The sequence below is a fragment of the Streptomyces sp. CG4 genome, from assembly GCF_041080655.1.
Taxonomy (GTDB): Bacteria; Actinomycetota; Actinomycetes; order Streptomycetales; family Streptomycetaceae; genus Streptomyces.
The window spans coordinates 6,009,929-6,028,391 of record NZ_CP163525.1 but is presented as its reverse complement, the minus strand read 5'-3'; the positions used below and the strand labels follow the sequence as shown (position 1 = coordinate 6,028,391).

Here is an 18,463-nt window from a genome sequence, read left to right as displayed (position 1 = left end):
CGGCTCCGGCACCACCGGCAGTACCGGGCGGTTTTCTTTGCCCTGCCATAGGAATGGTTTAGCCCCCTCATGAGAGAGGGGGCTGGATCACCGCTTGATGCGGAACGGACGGTTCTGATAACGGCGGCATCACGCCCAGAGCTGGCCCTGCAGCGTCTCGATGGCTTCCTCGGTGGTGGCCGCCGTGTAGACGCCGGTGGACAGATACTTCCAGCCACCGTCGGCCACGATGAAGACGATGTCGGCGCTCTCCCCCGCCTTGACCGCCTTCCTGCCCACACCGATCGCCGCGTGCAGGGCGGCGCCGGTGGAGACACCCGCGAAGATGCCCTCCTGCTGCAGGAGTTCACGGGTGCGGGTGACCGCGTCGGCCGAGCCGACCGAGAAGCGGGAGGTCAGCACGGAGGCGTCGTACAGCTCCGGCACGAAGCCCTCATCGAGGTTGCGCAGGCCGTACACCAGGTCGTCGTAGCGCGGTTCGGCGGCGACGATCTGGACGCCCGGCTTGTGCTCGCGCAGATAGCGGCCGACACCCATCAGGGTGCCGGTGGTGCCGAGGCCCGCCACGAAGTGGGTGATGGAGGGCAGGTCGGCGAGGATCTCCGGGCCGGTGGTGGCGTAGTGGGCACCCGCGTTGTCCGGGTTGCCGTACTGATAGAGCATCACCCAGTCGGGATGCTCCGCCGCCAGCTCCTTGGCCACGCGTACGGCGGTGTTGGAGCCGCCCGCGGCCGGCGAGGAGATGATCTCGGCGCCCCACATGCCGAGCAGGTCCCGGCGCTCCTGCGAGGTGTTCTCCGGCATCACGCACACCATGCGGTAGCCCTTGAGCTTGGCCGCCATGGCGAGAGAGATGCCGGTGTTGCCGGAGGTGGGTTCGAGGATCGTGCAGCCCGGGGTGAGCCGGCCGTCCTTCTCCGCCTGCTCGATCATGTGCAGCGCGGGGCGGTCCTTGACCGAGCCGGTGGGGTTGCGGTCCTCCAGCTTGGCCCAGATCCGGACGTCGGCGGACGGCGAGAGTCGCGGCAGGCGCACCAACGGGGTGTTGCCCACCGCGGCCAGCGGGGAGTCGTAGCGCATCGCTGCTCAGCGACCGGTCAGCGCATGCCGCCGGCGACGGCCGGCAGGATCGTCACGTTGTCGCCGTCGGACAGCTTGGTGTTGATGCCGTCCAGGAAGCGGACGTCCTCGTCGTTCAGGTAGACGTTCACGAACCGGCGCAGCTGGTCGCCGTCCACGATGCGGGCCTGGATGCCCGTGTGCCGGCGTTCGAGGTCGGCGAGCAGCGCGGCGAGGGTGTCACCGCTGCCCTCCACCGCCTTCTGACCGTCGGTGTACTGGCGGAGGATGGTCGGGATGCGGACCTCGATGGCCATGGCTCAGGGCTCCTGTCGGAAGGTGTCGTCGGTTCGGGCGTGCGGCGGCCCGCCGCGGCACACGGGCCGAACGGCGGCAGGGGGAATCAACAGATGGCGCTGTTCAGCCTGCACAGGTCGACGTGCAGCCGCGCCACGAGCAGCGTGCCCGGCGCCTTCTCGCTCACGTCGTACAGAACCATGGGCTCATCGTAACGATTCCCGGTCCCGGCATCGGAGTGTGATCTCGCATGCTGGATGAATTCTGACCGAATCGCGGGATCAGTACCCCTCTACGACCTTGACCTCCTCCTCGGTGACCTCGCCGTCCAGGATCCGGAACGAGCGGAACTGGAAATCGCCGAGGCCGTCGGTGTCGGCGGTGGAGACGAGGACGTAGTGGGCGCCGGGCTCGTTGGCGTAGGAGATGTCGGTCCGGGAGGGGTACGCCTCGGTCGCGGTGTGCGAGTGGTAGATGATCACCGGCTCCTCGTCGCGGTCGTCCAGCTCGCGGTAGAGCTTGAGCAGGTCCTGCGAGTCGAACTCGTAGAACGTGGGCGAGCGGGCCGCGTTCAGCATCGGGATGAACCGCTCGGGGCGGCCGGCGCCCGCGGGGCCGGCGACCATGCCGCACGCCTCGTCGGGGTGGTCCTCGCGCGCGTGGGCGACGATCTGGTCGTAGAGGGCCTGGGTGATGGTCAGCATGACGGTCAGGATAAGCAGAGGGGCCGCCCCGTACCGAGGTGTGGTACGGGACGGCCCACATGCTGGACGTCCTGAGCGGCGACCGGCGAGGATGCCACGAGTACCCTCGCCGGCCGGACGTCCTTTCCGTTGGCCTTATGGTGCTCAGCGCTTGCGGAAGGCCGCGGCCTCCGGGTTGCGGCGCTTGAGCGCCCAGTAGGAGACGCCGAGGATCGCGCCCCACAGCGGAGCACAGTACAGCGAGACCCGGGCATCCTTGTCGATACCCATGAGCACGATCACCATGAAGATGAACAGCAGCGCGAAGACGCTGGTGTACGGCGCGCCCGGCGCGCGGAACTCGCTCTGCGGCAGCTCCCCGCGGTTCGCCTTCGCCCGGTAGCGGATCTGGCAGATCAGGATGACGATCCAGGCCCACATGCCGGAGATGGTCGCGAAGGACACCACGTAGTCGAACGCCTTGCCCGGCCACTGGTAGTTGATCCAGACGCCGACCAGCATCAGCGCGGCGGAGAACGTGGTGCCGGCCAGCGGGGTGCCGCTGCGCGTCAGCTTGGTGAAGAACTTCGGGCCCTGGCTGTTGAGCGCCAGGTCACGCAGCATGCGGCCGGTGGAGTACATACCGGAGTTGCAGGAGGACAGGGCGGCCGTGAGGACGACGAAGTTCACGATGCCGGCGCCGGCGGCGAGGCCCATCTTCTGGAAGGCGGCCACGAACGGGCTGACACCCGGGTGGAAGTTGGTCCACGGCACGACCGACAGGATCATGATCAGCGCGCCGACGTAGAAGACGGCGATGCGCCACGGCACGGTGTTGATCGCCTTCGGCAGCACCTTCTTGGGGTCCTTGGACTCGCCCGCGGTGACACCGACCAGCTCGACGGCGAGGAAGGCGAACATGACCATCTGCAGGGTCATCAGCGTGCTGCCGACGCCGTGCGGGAAGAAGCCGCCGTCGTTCCACAGGTGGCTGACCGAGGCGGTCTTGCCGGCGTCGGAGAAGCCGATCGTCAGGATGCCGGCGCAGATCAGGATCATGCCGATGATCGCGGTGACCTTGACCATGGAGAACCAGAACTCCAGCTCACCGAAGAGCTTCACGGAGATCAGGTTGGCGGCGTACAGCACGATCGTGAAGATCAGCGCCGAGACCCACTGCGGGATGTCGAACCAGTACGTCATGTAGGCGGCCGCGGCCGTGACCTCGGTGATGCCGGTGACCACCCAGAACAGCCAGTACGTCCAGCCGGTGACGAAGCCCGCGAAGGGGCCGATGAACTCGCGCGCGTACTCGGAGAACGAACCCGACACCGGGCGGTACATCAGCAGCTCGCCGAGCGCCCGCATGATCAGGAAGATCACGAGACCCGCGATGGCGTACGCCAGGATCAGGCTGGGGCCGGCCTTGGAAATGCCCTTGCCGGCGCCGAGGAACAGGCCGGTGCCGATGGCACCGCCGATGGCGATCATCTGGATCTGGCGGGACCCGAGCCCGCGCTGATACCCCTCGCCGCCCTCGCCGTCCGCGGTCCGCACGGCCTCTTCGCCGTCGCGATGCTGGTCGACCTGCGCTGAGGTCATGTGTGGTGCGCCTTTCTCCATGCCGACCCGGGCCTTTCGTCGGCCTCGGATCGGGTTTCGATCCCCCCGGATGCTGGAGTTGTCTGCCTGGCCGACGGTCGTCGGCTCGGTGGCGCACCCGGCCGGACGTGGGTGGTGTCGGCCGGGCGATCGTGAAGATTTATCACGGCCGCAATACTGATCACCGGGACGGGTTGTGACCCATCACACAGGGAAAAGCGGACAAAGAACGCCCGAACGCGGCAAAACCGGCCGCAACGGTGACGGGATCGTTATCCGGATTTGAGCGTCCGCTGAGCGAACACTCGTGCACCGCAAAAGCCGTCTTCACGGCATCAGCGTGCCGACCAAGGTCTCCTGGAGCCCGCCCAGCCACAGATAGGCCATGACCATCGGCTTGCGGGGGTCCTCGTCGGGGAGCCGGTACAGGAGATCGGTGTCGTCCTCCTCGGTGATCTCCAGCCGGGTGCCGATCGCCAGCCGCAGGTCGTTGAGGGCGCTGAGCCACTGCCGGGACTCCTCGGGAGCCAGCTTCAGCACCGCCCCGCCCTCGTCCACCGGGGAGAGCGCGTCCAGGGTGCGGATCACCGCGAGTGCGTTCTCGCGCTTGCCGGCCCTCAGGTCGTTCTCGGTGTAGCGGCGGAACTCGGCGGAGTGGGCCAGCCGCTCCTCCGCGTCGGCGGGCGAGTCCGGGGCCTTCTCCGGGTCGCTGTAGGCATCCGGGAAGAGCCGGCGCAGCACCGGATCGGCGGGCGGCTCGCTCGGGCCCTCCGCGAACAGCTCGGCGAGCGGGTCCTTGGGGGAGTCGGCACCGGGGCCGGGACCGATCAGCTCCAGGAGCTGGACGGCCAGCGACCGGATGATGGAGATCTCGACGTCGTCGAGCGCGACGGCCGCGCCGCCGCCGGGGAGCGGTTCGAAATGTCCGGGCATGTAAATGGGTTCGCTACTTCCGGTCCTGCTGCAGGGTGGCCCACAGACCGTAGCCGTGCATCGCCTGCACGTCGCGCTCCATCTCCTCGCGGCTCCCGCTGGAGACGACCGCCCGGCCCTTGTGGTGGACGTCGAGCATGAGCTTGGTGGCCTTGTCCTTGCTGTAGCCGAAGTACGACTGGAAGACGTACGTCACATAGCTCATGAGGTTGACCGGGTCGTTGTGCACGATCGTGACCCAGGGGACGTCGGGTTCGGGTACGGCGAAGACCTCCTCCGCCGACTCGGTGCGTTCGATCTCTACGGGCGCGGGTGACGTCACAGTGCCCATGCTGCCACGCTCAGCGAAAATCGTCACACTGACGAAATGGGGGTAGCATCCTCGTCATGAACACAGCGGACCTTGGGCTGCCGGTGGATGTTCCCTCGACGGCGCTCTTCACGGACCAGTACGAGCTGACGATGCTGCAGGCCGCTCTGAAGGCCGGTACGGCCGAACGACGGAGCGTGTTCGAGGTCTTCACCCGGCGGCTGCCGAACGGCCGCCGCTACGGCGTGGTCGCCGGCACCGGGCGCGTCCTGGACGCGGTGGAGAACTTCCGTTTCGACGCGGGCGTCCTCGGCTTCCTGCGAGAGCGGAAGATCGTCGACGAGGAGACCCTGGCGTGGCTCGCCGGCTACCGCTTCAGCGGGGACGTCTGGGGCTACCCCGAGGGCGAGGTCTACTTCCCCGGCTCGCCGATCATGCGGGTCGAGGGCAGCTTCGCCGAGTGCGTGCTCCTGGAGACGGTCATCCTCTCCATCCTCAACCACGACTCCGCGATCGCCGCGGCCGCCTCCCGCATGGCCTCGGCCGCCGGGGACCGCCCGCTGATCGAGATGGGCGCCCGGCGCACCCACGAGCTGGCGGCGGTGGCCGCGTCCCGGGCGGCGTACGTCGGCGGCTTCGCGACCACCTCCGACCTGGCGGCCGGCTTCCGCTACGGCATCCCGACCGTCGGCACCTCGGCCCACGCCTTCACCCTGCTCCACGACCGCGAGCGGGACGCCTTCCAGGCCCAGGTCGAGACCCTCGGCCGGGGCACCACGCTGCTCGTGGACACCTACGACGTCGCCCAGGCCGTCCGTACGGCGGTGGAGGTGGCCGGCCCCGAGCTGGGCGCGGTCCGCATCGACTCCGGCGACCTGCTGCTCGTGGCGCACCGGGTGCGGCAGCAGCTGGACGAGCTGGGCGCCACGCACACGAAGATCGTCGTGACCTCCGACCTGGACGAGTACGCGATCGCCTCCCTCGCCGCCGCTCCCGTGGACGCGTACGGCGTCGGCACCCAGCTGGTCACCGGCTCCGGGCACCCGACCTGCTCCATGGTCTACAAGCTGGTCGCCCGCGCCGAGTCCGGCGACCCCGAGGCGCCGCTGGTGCCGGTCGCGAAGAAGTCCAGCGGCGGCAAGACCTCCATCGGGGGCCGCAAGTGGGCGGCGCGCCGGCTGGACGCGGACGGGGTGGCGGAGGCCGAGGTCGTGGGCACCGGGCCGGTGCCGGCGGAGCTGGCCGACCGCCAGCTGCTGGTCGAGCTGGTCAAGGGCGGCGACGTGGTCGCCCGTGAACCGCTGGACGTCCCCCGGGACCGGCACATCGCCGCCCGGGCGAACCTCCCGCTCTCCGCTACACAGCTCTCCCGAGGGGAACCCGTCATTCCGACGGAGTACGCCACCGGGAGGTCGGGTAGCTAGAGCGGGACCGCCCTCCGCCCCCTCGCCCGCCCCCTCCCGCGCGGGCCCGGAAGTCTCTAGGCTCAGTTACTTAACTCTTAGTCGAAGGACACCCGCCATGCGCCGCGCCTTGATCGTCGTAGATGTGCAGAACGACTTCTGCGAGGGGGGCAGCCTCGCGGTGGCCGGGGGTGCGGACGTGGCCGCCGCGATCACGGAACTGATCGGCCAGGCGGCGGGCACCGGATACCGGCACGTGGTCGCCACCCGGGATCACCACATCGCCCCCGGCGGCCACTTCGCCGACGATCCCGACTTCGTCCACTCCTGGCCCGCGCACTGCGTCGCGGGCACGGAGGGCGTCGGCTTCCACCCGAACTTCGCCCCGGCCGTCGCCTCCGGCGCGATCGACGCGGTCTTCGACAAGGGCGCGTACTCGGCCGCCTACAGCGGCTTCGAGGGCGTCGACGAGAACGGCGTCCCGCTGGCCGACTGGCTCCGCGCCCGGCACATCGACGAGGTCGACGTGGTGGGCATAGCCACCGACCACTGCGTACGCGCCACCGCCCTGGACGCCGCGCGCGAGGGCTTCCGCACCCAGGTCCTGCTGGACCTGACGGCCGGGGTCGCCCCGCAGACGACGGAGCGGGCGCTGGAGGAGCTGCGGGCGGCGGGAGTGGAGCTCACCGGCAAGCCGGTGGTAAGCGGTTAGAGCGGCCGGCCCGGGGGCGCGGGCCCCGGCACCGGACCCGCACCCCCCACCCGTCGACTTCGGCTAAACCACCGCTGACCTGCGAAGAAGCGCTCGGATGGGATGCCACAGCTCGTTCACGATGACACCGTTGTCGGCGGGAGCCGTACGCCATATCAGGCCGTCCGGATGGTGCAGCACCGCCGTGACCTCGTCGGGCGTCGGAGGCGCGGCGTTCCCCCGGAGGTAGATCGCGCGGAACCCCAGATTGCGGAGCCTGGTCAGGGCTCGGGCGCGGTTGTGGGCGTGCACCAGTACCCGCACCCCGACGGCGTCGTAGGGCAGATTCAGCGCCACCACGACCGTGCCGTTCGGCAGTTTGCAGAAGCCTCCAGCGGCCATGCGGTCACATCCCCGTTTCCGTCGGTGTCAATAAGCGATCCACAGGACGCACCTAAACACGATCGGCGGCAACCCGCCAAGGGGCTACCGCCGAAACGCGCGTGACCTGCGTAAATGTGGATTAGTTCACTGCTGGACCAATCTTGAGCATGATCGTCGAGCCGTTCTCGGCCTGCTTGACGATCGCGATCTTGGTGTTGGTGTCAGTGACCTTCACGCCCCCGGCGGGGTTCGCCGGGTCGTAGTAGGTGCTGGTGTGGTCGTTGAAGACCGGCACCCCCTTCGAGGCCCTGATCACCGTCGGGACGTCCGCCTTGTGCAGCGTGATGCCGTCCGTGCCGTACAGGCTGAACGGGGAGTCGTAGGCCTGCATGCGGTTGCGCAGCAGCGTGCCGTCGGACCACTTCAGAGCCTGCGGGTGGGAGTCGACCGGCAGGATCAGACCGGAACCCGGGTGGCCGTTGGTGCTGTTGGTGTTGTTGTCCGCCTGGGAGGTGTCCCACTTCCAGATCAACAGGCCGTTCTGGTACGGGTAGTGCTCCACCCAGCCGGGGCGCTGGGCCGAACCGTAGTTGTACGGGCCGGCCTTGAGCGTCTTGTCGTAGGACACGTACTGCCGGTTCTCGGCGAGGTAGTACTGCTTGTAGTCCTTGGTGAAGGACGCGCCGATGCGGGAGAAGCCGTTCGCGGTCCAACCGGCGTCCTGCGTCTCGGCGTTGTCCGAGAAGAGCGGCGTGCCGTCGGCGCTCACGGTGATCTCGTCGGCCGTGAAGCCGTTCTCCGCGACCCCGCTGTCGGTGGCGTAGCGGAAGCGCAGGTCGATCTTCTTGCCCGCGTAGGCGTCGAGCGCGTACGACAGTTTCTTGTGCGTCTTCGAGAAGCCGGTCAGCGCCGGCTTGCCGCCGCCGTCACGCGGGATGGCCTGGCCGTCCGCCGTGCCGTCCAGGGCGGTCCAGTTGGCGCCGCCGTCGGTCGACACCTCGGTGTAGACGAAGTCGTAGCCGTCCTCGGTGGCCCACCAGCCGTCCAGGTCCAGCTTGGCCGAGGACTTGCCGGTGAGGTCCACGGACCGGGTCAGCGTGTTCTTCAGGTCGTTGCCGCTGCCGCTCCACCACTGGGTCGCCCCCTGGGCCGGCTCGGTGATGGTGGTGGTGACCGCCTTGTCCGGCAGATCGACCAGGAGGGCCTGCTTGTCCCAGGTGTTGTACTCGGCGACGCCCAGCTTGTGCGTGGACTGCGTACCGGCCTTCGCGGTGTCGTAGTTGAGCCAGCCGAGCTGCAGCTTGTCCCAGGCGTTCATGTCGCCGGGCAGGTTGCCGATGGACTCCTTGCCGGTGCCGAGCCACGAGCCGGAGGACATCAGGGTCCAGAAACCGGTGGAGTTGTCGCCGCCGGCGGTGTCGTACTCGTCCGGCAGGCCGAGGTCGTGGCCGTACTCGTGGGCGAAGACGCCGAGGCCGCCGTTCTCCGGCTGGATGGTGTAGTCGCCGACCCAGATCCCGGTGTCGCCGATCTGGGCGCCGCCGAGCTTGTTGTCCGCGGGGCCGGTGACGCCCTTGTCGGTGCCGAAGGCGTACCAGCGGTGGGCCCAGATCGCGTCCTTGCCCTGCGCGCCGCCGCCCGCGGACTCGTCCTCGCCGGCGTGCACGATCTGGAAGTGGTCGATGTAGCCGTCGGGCTCGTTGAAGTTGCCGTCGTGGTTGTAGTCGTAGCGGTCCCACTGGTCGTACTGGGCGAGGTCCTTCTTGATGTCGGCGTCGGTCTTGCCGGCCGCCTTCTGCTGGGCGACCCAGGCGTTCAGGCCGTCGCTGACGATGTTCCACACGGCCGGGCAGTTGGTCTGGCCGCAGGCGTTGTTGCCGTAACGGGCCTCGTTGTAGGGGACCTTGACCCAGTCCGAGACCTCGCCGTCGACCGAGTAGCGGCCCGAGGACTGCTTCTCGTAGTACTTCTTCAGCGACTCGGTCTTCTTCCCCGTGCCGAAGTAGAGGTCCTGGTAATGCTTCTGGTTGTAGTCCTTCTGCCAGGCCGTGGAGTTGTTCTGCGTGCGGTCCGGCGCGGCGATCCGGTTGTGCAGCGGGCCCGCCGTGCCGCCGTACTTGGGGTCGGTCTTGTCCCCGAACTCCACCAGGATCGTGAAGATCTTGTCGGTCTTCTCGCGGCTCAGCTCGACGTACTTGCCCTTGCCCTTGCGGCTCTTGAGCTGGACCACCTTGGAGCCGCCCCGCTCCTGCGCCTTGGTCTTGCCCGATATGAGCTGGTTCAGCGCCTCCCGGCGCTGGGCTTCCTGGGTCTTGCTGAGCGGACCGTCCAGGTCGTCCGCCCGCTGTGTCACCGGAGCCGGATCGTGCCGGTGGACGGCGGCGGAGCGGGCCGCCTGGGTGCTGGCCTCCGCGACGGCGAAGGTGGCGAACGTGGCGGAAGCCGCCGCGAGCGTCACGCCGACCGCGGCCGCTCTGAACGTCCAGGATCTGCTGGTCACTTGAGTTCCCCTCTAGCGCTGCACGCAGGTGTGCATGGTCGTGCGCGTGTTTCAAGTGACGTAATTTGACTTGAGGTTTAGCAGAAAAGACAGACCTTGACTCAGCCACTTCGTGTGCACTATGCGGAGTTGACGTCCGCTTTACGTATGCCGTGCTTCCTGTGCGCCCCCCGTGCACCTGTACCGTGGGTTAGGTCACGCTTACCAGGGGGCCGGTTCGGGCATGCACGCGAAGAGAGTCGAATGGCACCCCCCACTCCGCCCGAAGACTTCCGAGGACACGATTGCCATGCCTCGTCCGACTGCCGCACAGCTCGTTTACGGTTCGTGCACCGTGATCTTCTCGACGCTCGCCATGCTGCTGCTGTCCCAGACGAGTTCGGGCCTCGGGGTCACCGTCATCGCCCTCGCCGCGCTGGCCCTGGGGCTGCTCGTCGCGATGACGGTGCCCTTGCCGAAGGCCCCGGCGGCCGAGGAACCGACCCGATCCGTCGAGTCCGCACCTCAAGAGCAGCCGGTGTCCACGGCGCTCTGAGCGGCTCATACGTGAGCGGAGAGCGGCGTCTCAATCGGTGGTGACCACCACCGTCTTGGCCGCCTTGTCGTGCAGGCCCTGTTTGTAGGGCTTGTCGAAGAAGCTCCAGCCGCCGCAGATCGCCGTCCAGATGCAGGCGCAGCAGAAGGCGAACGGCACCCAGAGCACCAGGGCGCGGATCAGGTTGGTCTGCACCGAGGGCGTGGCGCCGTTGTCCAGGTTCGCCACCCGCATGTTGAGCCACTTCTTGCCGAGGGTCTGGCCGTACTTGCTCATCATGGAGGTGTCGTACGCGACGTACAGCACGGCCGCGATCACGGACTGGCCCACGGACTTGCCGACCTCGACGTGGTCGCCGTTGACCTGGTACTCGCGCACGCCGAACGCCCAGGTGAGCAGCCAGACGACGATGCCGACGAGGATCATGTCGACGATCCGCGCGAGCGTGCGTCTGCCGCTGTCGGCGAGCGGGGGCATACCGGCCAGCGGGTCACCGGGATAGCCGCCCGGGCCACCGCCGTAGGGGCCGCCGCCGTAGGGAGGAGGCTGGCCACCGCCGTAGGGGGGTGGTGGCTGCTGGCCTCCGTAGGGGGGCGGGGGCGGTTGCGGGCCGCCGGGGGGCGGTTGCGGGCCCCCGCCGCCGGGTGGTGGGGGCTGCTGGGCGCCGCCGGACGGGGTGTCGTACGGCGAGCCCGACCCCTGGTCCGACGGGGGCCGCTTCCTGAACGGGTCGTCCTCGGGGGGCTGCTCTCCCGAGCCGGGGGGCGGTTCACTGCTCATGGCCCGAGTGGACCGCGAACGCCCCGGCTCCGCATCCGACGGGCGGCCGTACGGAGTACCGCCGCCTCGGAACCGCCGCCTCGTCCGGTCAGTCCGCGACGAAGGTGTGGGCCGCCTTGTCGTGCCAGCACTGGTGCCAGGGCCGGTCGAACAGGCACCACAGCACGCCCACGATCCCGATGCCGAGCAGGCCGGGCACGCTGTAGACCAGCCAGCGGCGCAGTGCCCGGCCGAAGGCCGGGGGCTCGTGCGCCTCGATGTCCCGCACCTGAAGCCCCAGCAGCTTCTTGCCGAGGGTGCGGCCCCACTTGGCGGTCGGCAGCACCTCGTACACCACGCCGACGAGCAGCAGGACGGCGAGCACGATGCCGAGGCTGGTGCCGGTCGTGCCGTCGAGCAGCCAGACGGTGACCTCACGGCCGGACAGCCTGGCCGCGTCGATCTTCTGCTGGACGTGGTCGACAGCCTTGGTGCCGAGCGGTACGGCGGCGGCGGCCGTCACCGCGCCCACCACCAGGGTGTCGATCAGCCGGGCGGCGAACCGCTTGCCGAGTCCGGCGGGACGGGCGGCGGCCTGGCGGCGCGCGGCCGCCTGGAACGGGTCCTCCACCACCGGCTTCCACGGCGCGACGGGCTGCTCGTCGGCGCCCCCGGCCAGCTGGTGCACCTGCTGCGCCCAGGACGTCTGACCGCCACCGGGTCCACTGGTCACCGGGGCGGCCGGGGCACCGCCCTGCGCGGGCACCGAGGGCACCACGGAGGCGGGCGCGGCCTGAGCGGACTGCAGGGGCTGCTGCACCCCTCGGGGTGCCTGCGCGGCCTGCGGCGCCTGGCTTGCCTGCGGCGCGCGGGCTGCTTGCGGTGCCTGCGCGGCGGCGGCACGTGACGCGGCGGCCTTTCCGGCACCGAAACCGGGACCCCCGGACTGCGGGGCGGGGATCGAGGGGTTCCCGGCGGCGGGCGGGGTGGGCGCGCCGACGGGCCCCTGCGGCCCGAAGCCACCGGACGGGCCGGGAGCGCCGGGCGTACCGGGAGCACCGGGAGTACCGGGAGCGCCGCCCGAGCCGTGCGGCCCGAAACCGGGGCCCGCCCCGGCCTCCGCACCGGCGGCCTGCGCGCCGGCCGAGGGCCGCGAGCCGTAGCCCGGGTCCACCGCACCCGGCCCTCCGGCCCGGCCGCCGGGCGCCTGCGCACCCGGCCGGCCCTGGCCCGGTACCGGGCGGAACGTCATCGTGCCCTCGTCCTGGACGGCCGCGGGCCCCGGGACCGGGCGGCGGAAGAGGAAGGTGCCGCTGGGATCCCGCTCGTCGTCCTCCGCCGGCGGGACCGAGGCCGCGCCGTCGGCATGCCCGGCCTGGCCGGCCTGCCCGGGCAGCTGGGCCGAACCCTCCGCCGGCACCCTGGGGTCGACACCCCAGGCGGTACGCCCGCCACTGTCGCCGGCGGCACCGGGCGGCCCGGCGGCCCGGCCTCCGGCACCGGCAGGAGGATGCTGACCGTCGGCGGACCAGGCGCCGGGCCGGTTCTGCCCGCCGGGCGTCGGCTGCGGGTCCTCGTCGAAGAAGTGCGGGCCCGTCTCCTCCACCGCGGGGGTCGCCGGGCGGACGCCGGGCGGCGGGGTGAGCGGTTCACCGTCCTTCGGCGCCGGCCGGCTGGTGCCGGGCACCCAGGAGGCGCCGTTCCAGTACCGGACGTAGCCGGGGATGGACGGGTCCGGGTAGTAGCCCTCGCGGGGCCTGTCGTCACCTGGGGCCGGGGTTGGGGCGCTCATGTCCGTCGTCCCGTATCTGCTCGGGGGTGGGAATAGGGGTCTCCACATCTATCAGACCCGGGCACCCCGCAGCGCCAGTCCCGCAGGACCCACTCCTTTCCGGGCAATGCCGTGCCCCACTCTCACAGGTCCGCGAAAGAAAATTCCCCGAACCCGCGTAATGGCGCAGCCCCTGCCCGCTCTCCCCTGGTGCGGGACCGTTCCGAGCGGCCCCGACCAGCGCGGACGAGGAAAGGAACGCAGGTCATGGAGCACACAGTGGTGGAACGCGAGCTGGAACTGAGGCTCATCCTGTCGCCGGAGCGCAGCATCCCGGTACCGGCCCGGCTGAGCTACCGCTCCGCCGATCCGTACGCCGTCCACATCATGTTCCACATCAACTCCGAGTCCCCCGTCAACTGGACGTTCGCCCGCGAACTGCTCGTGGAGGGGGTGTTCCGGCCGTGCGGGCAGGGGGACGTGCGGGTGTGGCCGACGAAGGTGGACGGGCGCAGCGTCGTACTGATGGCACTCAGCTCACCGGACGGGGACGCCCTGCTGGAGGCGCCAATCCCGCAGGTGTCGGCCTGGCTGGAGCGGACGCTGCGCGTGGTCCCGCCGGGAACGGAGGGCGGGCAACTCGGCATCGACGACGCGCTCGACCAGCTGCTCGCCCAGTGAGGGGCCGCGGTGAGAGACCGTACCGGGGAGGGCGAGCGGGCTTCAGAGGATGCCCGGATTGCTTCACAGGACCTTGCCGGGATTGAGGATGCCCAGCGGGTCGAAGGCGTGCTTCACGGCCCGTTGCATCTCGACGCCGACCGGGCCGATCTCCCGGGCCAGCCACTCCTTCTTCAGGACGCCGACGCCGTGTTCGCCGGTGATGGTGCCGCCCAGTTCCAGGCCGAGGGCCATGATCTCGTCGAAGGACTCGCGGGCCCGGCGGGACTCGTCCTCGTCCTGGGCGTCGAAGCAGACGGTGGGATGGGTGTTGCCGTCGCCGGCGTGGGCGCAGACGCCGATGGTCAGCCGGTATTTCCCGGCGATGCGCTCGACGCCCTCCAGCATCGCGCCGAGCTGCGAGCGGGGCACGCACACGTCGTCGATCATCGTCGTGCCCTTGACCGCCTCCAGCGCGGTCAGCGAGAGCCGCCGGGCCTGCAGGAGGAGTTCGGACTCGGCCGCGTCCTCGGCCGGGACGACCTGGGTGGCGCCGGCGGCCTCGCACAGGGCGCCGACGGCGGCGAGGTCGGCGGCCGGGGCCGGGGTGTCGAAGGCGGCCAGCAGCAGCGCCTCGGTGGTCTCCGGCAGGCCCATGTGGGCGAGGTCGTTCACCGCCTTGACGGTCGTGCGGTCCATCAGTTCGAGGAGGGAGGGGACGTGACCGCCCGCCATGATCCGGCAGACGGCGTCGCAGGCGGCCGCCGCGGAGGGGAACTCGGCGGCCAGCACCAGCTGCTGCGGCGGCTTGGGCCGGAGCGCGAGCACGGCCCGTACGACGATGCCGAGCGAGCCCTCGGAGCCCACGAAGAGCCGGGTGAGGTCGTAGCCCGCCACGCCCTTCGCCGTACGGCGGCCGGTGGACATCAGGCGGCCGTCGGCGAGGACGACGTCCAGGCCGAGGACGTACTCGGCCGTGACGCCGTACTTGACGCAGCACAGGCCGCCGGACGCCGTGCCGATGTTGCCGCCGATCGTGCACATCTCCCAGCTGGAGGGGTCCGGCGGGTAGTACAGGCCGTGTTCCTCGACCGCGCGGGAGAGGGTCGCGTTGATCACGCCCGGTTCGACCACGGCGACCCGGTCGACGGGGCTGATCTCCAGGATCCGGTCCATCCTGGTCAGGGACAGCACGATGCAGCCGTCGGTGGCGTTGGCCGCTCCGGACAGCCCGGAGCGGGCGCCCTGCGGGACGACCGGGACGCGTAGCTCGGTGGCGGTGCGCATGACGTGCTGGACCTGCTCGACCGTGCGGGGCAGCACGACCACGGCGGGCGCGCCGGCCGGGCAGAAGCTCGCCATGTCGTGCGCGTAGGAGGCGGTGACGTCCGGGTCGGTCAGGACGGCCTCGGCGGGCAGGCCGGCCAGGAGCCGGTCGGTGAGACCGCTCGTCTCCGCGGTATCTCTCGTCTCTGCGGTGTCTCTCGTCTCTGCGAGGTCTTCGGAGCGAGGCGCTTCGATACGGCTCATGATCACAGCTTGGCACTCGCGCCCATCGGTGTGAACCCCACCCATACCCGCCTTGGTCCGCCCGGATCAGCTGGTCGTACCGACGCAGAGTGAGGGCCATGGACAACCGAGTGCGCCGGCCGGGTACGGCCCTGCCGGCCGGGTCGCGGGCGCGGCGCCGCGCCCGGCGGTGGCCGCGCCGGGTCCTGGTGACGGCACTGGTCGCCGGTGTCGTCGCGGGTGCGGCGCTGACGCTGCTGTGCGAGAAGCCGCCGCACAGGACGGTCCGGCCGCCCGCCTCCGGTCCCCAGGCGCAGGCACAGACACAGGCGCAGGTGCTGACGGCGGTGGTCTCGGGGGAGACGGTCGCGCTGCCGCAGCTGATGGCGCTCGTCGGGCGACAGGAGGGCCGGGTACGGGCGCGGCCCCTGGACGCCGGGGCGTGGGCCGTGCTGGGGCGCGCGTATGTGGAGCGGGGGCGCCGGGCGGCCGACCCGGCGGACTTTCCGCGGGCCGAGCAGGCGCTGCTGACGTCCCTGCGGGTGCGGGCGGCGAACACCGAGGCGCTGCAGGGGATGGCCGCGCTCGCGCTGGCGCGCCGGGACTTTCCGGCGGCGAAGGAGTACGGCGAGCAGGCGCTGAAGGCGGCGCCGGACCGGTGGACGGCGTATCCGCCGCTGATCGACGCCTACACCGGGCTCGGCGACTACACGGCGGCCCGCACCGCCCTGGACAACCTGCTGGGGCTGCACGCCGACGCGGCGGCCCGGCCCGTGGTGATGGCCCGGGCGTCGGCGGTGTACCAGGACCGGGGCTGGCGCGAGGACGCGGTGGCCCAGCTGAGCGACGCGGCGGCCGCCGCCGGCACTCCCGCCGAGCGGGCCGCCTGCCTGGCCGGGCTCGGGCAGCTGGCCTGGGACCGCGGGGACCCGCAGGACGCGCTGCGGCACTTCGAGGCGGCCGTACGCCTCGATCCCGACCAGCGGGCGGCACAGGCCGGGCGGGGCCGGGCGCTGGCCACGCTGGGCCATACGGAACAGGCCTTCGCCGCGTACCAGGCGGCGCTCGCCCGGCATCCGAGCCCCCGGGACGCCTACGAGCTGGGCGAGCTGTACGAGGCACGGGGTATGACCCGGTCCGCGCGGGACGCGTACGAGCAGGTGAAGGCGCTGGTACGGCGGGAGGTGGCGGCCGGGGTCGACGAGGATCTGCTGATCGGCCAGTTCGAGGCCGACCACGGGGACCCGCGGGTGGCCGTGGCGCGGTTGCGGGCGGAGTGGCACCGCCAGCCGGGCACGGAGGTGGCCGACGCCCTCGGCTGGGCGCTGCACCGGGCCGGCGATGACAAGGAGGCGCTGACCTATGCCGGCGCCGCGACGGACACCTCCAGGGGCGGCGTCCGCAGCGCCCTGTACGCGTATCACCGGGCCCTGATCGAGCAGAGCCTGGGCCTGCCGGCCCCGTCCCGCCGCCACCTCCTGGAGGCCATCCGGATCAACCCGTACTTCTCACCCCTGCGGGCGCCGGTGGCAGCGGCGGCGTTGCGGGCGCTGGGCGACGTACCCGATGTGCCGCCGCCCGGCGCTGCCCCGTAGGCCTCACAGGTTCCCGCGCTTCTCCTGCTCCCTCTCGATGGCCTCGAACAGGGCCTTGAAGTTGCCCTTGCCGAAGCCCATGGAGCCGTGCCGCTCGATGATCTCGAAGAAGACGGTCGGGCGGTCCTGGACCGGCTTGGTGAAGATCTGCAGCAGATAGCCGTCCTCGTCGCGGTCGGCGAGGATCTTCAGCTCGCGCAGGGTCTCGATGGGCACGCGGGTGTCGCCGACCCACTCGCCGAGGGTGTCGTAGTAGGAGTCGGGGGTGTTGAGGAACTCGACGCCGGCGGCGCGCATGGTGCGGACGGTCTGCACGATGTCGTTGGTGTTCAGCGCGATGTGCTGGACGCCGGCCCCGCCGTAGAACTCCAGGTACTCGTCGATCTGGGACTTCTTCTTGGCGATCGCGGGCTCGTTGATCGGGAACTTGACCTTCAGGGTGCCGTCCGCGACGACCTTCGACATCAGCGCGCTGTACTCGGTGGCGATGTCGTCGCCCACGAACTCCTTCATGTTCGTGAAGCCCATGACCTTGTTGTAGAAGGCCACCCACTCGTTCATCCGGCCGAGTTCGACGTTGCCGACGCAGTGGTCGATGGCCTGGAAGGTGCGGCGGGCGGGGGGTTCGACCATCGGCGCGGCAGTGACGAAGCCGGGGAGGTAGGGGCCGTCGTAGCCGGAGCGGTCGACCAGGGTGTGGCGGGTCTCGCCGTAGGTGGCGATCGCGGCGAGGACGACGGTGCCGTGCTCGTCCTTCAGCTCGTACGGCTCGGCGAGCGAGCGGGCGCCGTGCTCGACGGCGTAGGCGTGGGCGGCGCGCGCGTCCGGGACCTCGATGGCCAGGTCGATGACGCCGTCGCCGTGCTCGGCCACATGGCGTTCGAGGAAGCGGCCCCAGTCGGTGCTCGGCTTGACGACCGAGGTGAAGACGAAACGGGCGGAGCCGTTCTCCAGCACGTAGCTGGCGGTCTCGCGGCTGCCGTTCTCCGGTCCGGAGTAGGCGGTCAGCTGCATGCCGAACGCGGTGGAGTAGTAGTGCGCCGCCTGCTTGGCGTTGCCCACGGCGAAGACGACCGCGTCCATTCCCTTGACCGGGAAGGGATCGGCCTGCCGGGCGGTCGTGACGGGAGTGTGGTGTGTGGTCTGCGTCATAGCGGAAGGGTGACCCCGCCCTGCAAGGTGCGCAATAGTTCGTGCTTTCACTGGGCAAACTGCTCAGTGGTACGCGCGTGCCGACGGTCTTTCTGTACAGGATGACCACCCCTGGAGGTGCCGTGGCGATCGATCATCTGGACGGGCGGATCATCGTGCTCCTCGCCCGGGAGCCGCGCATCGGCGTGCTGGAGATGTCCCGGCGGCTGGGAGTCGCGCGGGGCACGGTCCAGGCACGCCTGGACCGGCTTCAGTCGAATGGAGTCATCCGCGGATTCGGTCCGCAGGTGGAGCCGGCGGCCCTCGGATATCCGGTGACAGCCTTCGCCACGCTGCAGATCCGGCAGGGTCAAGGGCCCGATGTGCGGGCGCACTTGGCGACCGTTCCGGAGGTGCTGGAGCTGCTGACCACCACCGGCAGCGGGGACATGCTGTGCCGGCTGGTGGCCCGCTCGAACGCCGATCTTCAACGGGTGATCGACCGGGTCGTCGGTTTTGATGGCATCGTCCGGGCCTCCACGGCGATCGTCATGGAGAACCCGGTTCCGCTGCGCATCATCCCCCTGGTGGAACAGGCCGCCCGGGAGGCGAAGGGGACGTAGGGCGATCCGAGGTGAGTG

Annotated in this window: 19 protein-coding genes; 6 read left to right on the top strand and 13 right to left on the bottom strand. The window is 70.4% G+C overall.

Annotation, left to right across the window (positions count from 1 at the left end; translation table 11 throughout):
* Positions 1–129: 129 nt before the first annotated feature.
* From AB5L52_RS27410 to clpS, 7 genes are all read right to left on the bottom strand, one after another.
* Positions 130–1,080, bottom strand: a complete 951-nt coding sequence (locus AB5L52_RS27410; RefSeq protein WP_351025503.1) for a cysteine synthase — start codon at positions 1,078–1,080, stop codon at positions 130–132.
* Between the two features lie 17 nt (positions 1,081–1,097).
* The gene (locus tag AB5L52_RS27405; protein ID WP_351563150.1) at positions 1,098–1,376 is read right to left on the bottom strand and encodes a MoaD/ThiS family protein; all 279 of its coding nucleotides are present in this window, start codon (positions 1,374–1,376) and stop codon (positions 1,098–1,100) included.
* 86 nt (positions 1,377–1,462) lie between these two features.
* Positions 1,463–1,558, bottom strand: coding sequence for a putative leader peptide (locus AB5L52_RS27400; RefSeq protein ID WP_351025498.1), 96 nt, complete (start codon positions 1,556–1,558; stop codon positions 1,463–1,465).
* A 79-nt stretch (positions 1,559–1,637) separates the two neighbouring features.
* Entirely contained in the window at positions 1,638–2,060 is a 423-nt protein-coding gene (locus AB5L52_RS27395; protein WP_351025495.1) for a M67 family metallopeptidase, read from the bottom strand.
* A gap of 144 nt (positions 2,061–2,204) precedes the next feature.
* A complete protein-coding gene (locus tag AB5L52_RS27390; RefSeq protein ID WP_351025491.1) occupies positions 2,205–3,641 on the bottom strand; it encodes an amino acid permease in 1,437 nt (478 codons plus the stop codon).
* 327 nt (positions 3,642–3,968) lie between these two features.
* On the bottom strand, positions 3,969–4,574 hold the full coding sequence (locus AB5L52_RS27385; protein ID WP_351025488.1) for a DUF2017 domain-containing protein: 606 nt from the start codon (positions 4,572–4,574) through the stop codon (positions 3,969–3,971).
* A 13-nt stretch (positions 4,575–4,587) separates the two neighbouring features.
* On the bottom strand, positions 4,588–4,905 hold the full coding sequence (clpS, locus tag AB5L52_RS27380; protein ID WP_158921259.1) for an ATP-dependent Clp protease adapter ClpS: 318 nt from the start codon (positions 4,903–4,905) through the stop codon (positions 4,588–4,590).
* A 56-nt stretch (positions 4,906–4,961) separates the two neighbouring features.
* On the opposite strand from clpS, the gene AB5L52_RS27375 reads away from it, so the two are divergent.
* Entirely contained in the window at positions 4,962–6,308 is a 1,347-nt protein-coding gene (locus AB5L52_RS27375) for a nicotinate phosphoribosyltransferase (protein ID WP_351025484.1), read from the top strand.
* Between the two features lie 97 nt (positions 6,309–6,405).
* The gene (locus tag AB5L52_RS27370) at positions 6,406–6,999 is read left to right on the top strand and encodes an isochorismatase family protein (protein ID WP_351025482.1); all 594 of its coding nucleotides are present in this window, start codon (positions 6,406–6,408) and stop codon (positions 6,997–6,999) included.
* A 63-nt stretch (positions 7,000–7,062) separates the two neighbouring features.
* Here AB5L52_RS27370 and AB5L52_RS27365 read toward each other — a convergent pair whose 3' ends face one another.
* Complete coding sequence (locus tag AB5L52_RS27365) at positions 7,063–7,380, bottom strand: hypothetical protein (protein WP_351025479.1); 318 nt, start codon at positions 7,378–7,380, stop codon at positions 7,063–7,065.
* 121 nt (positions 7,381–7,501) lie between these two features.
* Positions 7,502–9,862, bottom strand: coding sequence for an immune inhibitor A domain-containing protein (locus AB5L52_RS27360; RefSeq protein WP_369366783.1), 2,361 nt, complete (start codon positions 9,860–9,862; stop codon positions 7,502–7,504).
* Between the two features lie 289 nt (positions 9,863–10,151).
* On the opposite strand from AB5L52_RS27360, the gene AB5L52_RS27355 reads away from it, so the two are divergent.
* Positions 10,152–10,397 carry a hypothetical protein gene (locus AB5L52_RS27355; protein ID WP_351025474.1) on the top strand — a complete coding sequence of 82 codons (246 nt, stop codon included), beginning with the start codon at positions 10,152–10,154 and terminating at the stop codon, positions 10,395–10,397.
* A 30-nt stretch (positions 10,398–10,427) separates the two neighbouring features.
* Here the strand turns inward: AB5L52_RS27355 and AB5L52_RS27350 are convergent, their stop codons facing one another.
* Together AB5L52_RS27350 and AB5L52_RS27345 are read right to left on the bottom strand one after the other, a co-directional pair.
* Positions 10,428–11,177, bottom strand: a complete 750-nt coding sequence (locus tag AB5L52_RS27350; protein ID WP_351025471.1) for an RDD family protein — start codon at positions 11,175–11,177, stop codon at positions 10,428–10,430.
* Positions 11,178–11,265: 88 nt separating this feature from the next.
* Complete coding sequence (locus AB5L52_RS27345) at positions 11,266–12,948, bottom strand: RDD family protein (RefSeq protein WP_369366781.1); 1,683 nt, start codon at positions 12,946–12,948, stop codon at positions 11,266–11,268.
* Between the two features lie 246 nt (positions 12,949–13,194).
* On the opposite strand from AB5L52_RS27345, the gene AB5L52_RS27340 reads away from it, so the two are divergent.
* The gene (locus tag AB5L52_RS27340; protein ID WP_351025466.1) at positions 13,195–13,608 is read left to right on the top strand and encodes an SsgA family sporulation/cell division regulator; all 414 of its coding nucleotides are present in this window, start codon (positions 13,195–13,197) and stop codon (positions 13,606–13,608) included.
* A 63-nt stretch (positions 13,609–13,671) separates the two neighbouring features.
* Here AB5L52_RS27340 and AB5L52_RS27335 read toward each other — a convergent pair whose 3' ends face one another.
* Positions 13,672–15,123: an FAD-linked oxidase C-terminal domain-containing protein gene (locus AB5L52_RS27335; protein ID WP_351025464.1), complete on the bottom strand. Its 1,452-nt coding sequence runs from the start codon at positions 15,121–15,123 to the stop codon at positions 13,672–13,674.
* Positions 15,124–15,215: 92 nt separating this feature from the next.
* On the opposite strand from AB5L52_RS27335, the gene AB5L52_RS27330 reads away from it, so the two are divergent.
* Positions 15,216–16,691: a tetratricopeptide repeat protein gene (locus AB5L52_RS27330; RefSeq protein ID WP_369366778.1), complete on the top strand. Its 1,476-nt coding sequence runs from the start codon at positions 15,216–15,218 to the stop codon at positions 16,689–16,691.
* A 3-nt stretch (positions 16,692–16,694) separates the two neighbouring features.
* On the opposite strand, the gene hppD is transcribed toward AB5L52_RS27330, so the two are convergent.
* Complete coding sequence (gene hppD, locus AB5L52_RS27325) at positions 16,695–17,843, bottom strand: 4-hydroxyphenylpyruvate dioxygenase (RefSeq protein ID WP_351563170.1); 1,149 nt, start codon at positions 17,841–17,843, stop codon at positions 16,695–16,697.
* 122 nt (positions 17,844–17,965) lie between these two features.
* Between hppD and AB5L52_RS27320 the strand changes: the two genes are divergently transcribed.
* Entirely contained in the window at positions 17,966–18,445 is a 480-nt protein-coding gene (locus tag AB5L52_RS27320) for an Lrp/AsnC family transcriptional regulator (RefSeq protein WP_351025455.1), read from the top strand.
* Positions 18,446–18,463: the final 18 nt, after the last annotated feature.

Bases quoted from the DNA above. Each gene is read 5' to 3' on its own strand.
- AB5L52_RS27410 (WP_351025503.1), bottom strand. From the start codon at position 1,080: ATGCGCTACGACTCCCCGCTGGCCGCGGTGGGCAACACCCCGTTGGTG.
- AB5L52_RS27405 (WP_351563150.1), bottom strand. From the start codon at position 1,376: ATGGCCATCGAGGTCCGCATCCCGACCATCCTCCGCCAGTACACCGAC.
- AB5L52_RS27400 (WP_351025498.1), bottom strand. From the start codon at position 1,558: ATGGTTCTGTACGACGTGAGCGAGAAGGCGCCGGGCACGCTGCTCGTG.
- AB5L52_RS27395 (WP_351025495.1), bottom strand. From the start codon at position 2,060: ATGCTGACCATCACCCAGGCCCTCTACGACCAGATCGTCGCCCACGCG.
- AB5L52_RS27390 (WP_351025491.1), bottom strand. From the start codon at position 3,641: ATGACCTCAGCGCAGGTCGACCAGCATCGCGACGGCGAAGAGGCCGTG.
- AB5L52_RS27385 (WP_351025488.1), bottom strand. From the start codon at position 4,574: ATGCCCGGACATTTCGAACCGCTCCCCGGCGGCGGCGCGGCCGTCGCG.
- clpS (WP_158921259.1), bottom strand. From the start codon at position 4,905: ATGGGCACTGTGACGTCACCCGCGCCCGTAGAGATCGAACGCACCGAG.
- AB5L52_RS27375 (WP_351025484.1), top strand. From the start codon at position 4,962: ATGAACACAGCGGACCTTGGGCTGCCGGTGGATGTTCCCTCGACGGCG.
- AB5L52_RS27370 (WP_351025482.1), top strand. From the start codon at position 6,406: ATGCGCCGCGCCTTGATCGTCGTAGATGTGCAGAACGACTTCTGCGAG.
- AB5L52_RS27365 (WP_351025479.1), bottom strand. From the start codon at position 7,380: ATGGCCGCTGGAGGCTTCTGCAAACTGCCGAACGGCACGGTCGTGGTG.
- AB5L52_RS27355 (WP_351025474.1), top strand. From the start codon at position 10,152: ATGCCTCGTCCGACTGCCGCACAGCTCGTTTACGGTTCGTGCACCGTG.
- AB5L52_RS27350 (WP_351025471.1), bottom strand. From the start codon at position 11,177: ATGAGCAGTGAACCGCCCCCCGGCTCGGGAGAGCAGCCCCCCGAGGAC.
- AB5L52_RS27345 (WP_369366781.1), bottom strand. From the start codon at position 12,948: ATGAGCGCCCCAACCCCGGCCCCAGGTGACGACAGGCCCCGCGAGGGC.
- AB5L52_RS27340 (WP_351025466.1), top strand. From the start codon at position 13,195: ATGGAGCACACAGTGGTGGAACGCGAGCTGGAACTGAGGCTCATCCTG.
- AB5L52_RS27330 (WP_369366778.1), top strand. From the start codon at position 15,216: ATGGACAACCGAGTGCGCCGGCCGGGTACGGCCCTGCCGGCCGGGTCG.
- hppD (WP_351563170.1), bottom strand. From the start codon at position 17,843: ATGACGCAGACCACACACCACACTCCCGTCACGACCGCCCGGCAGGCC.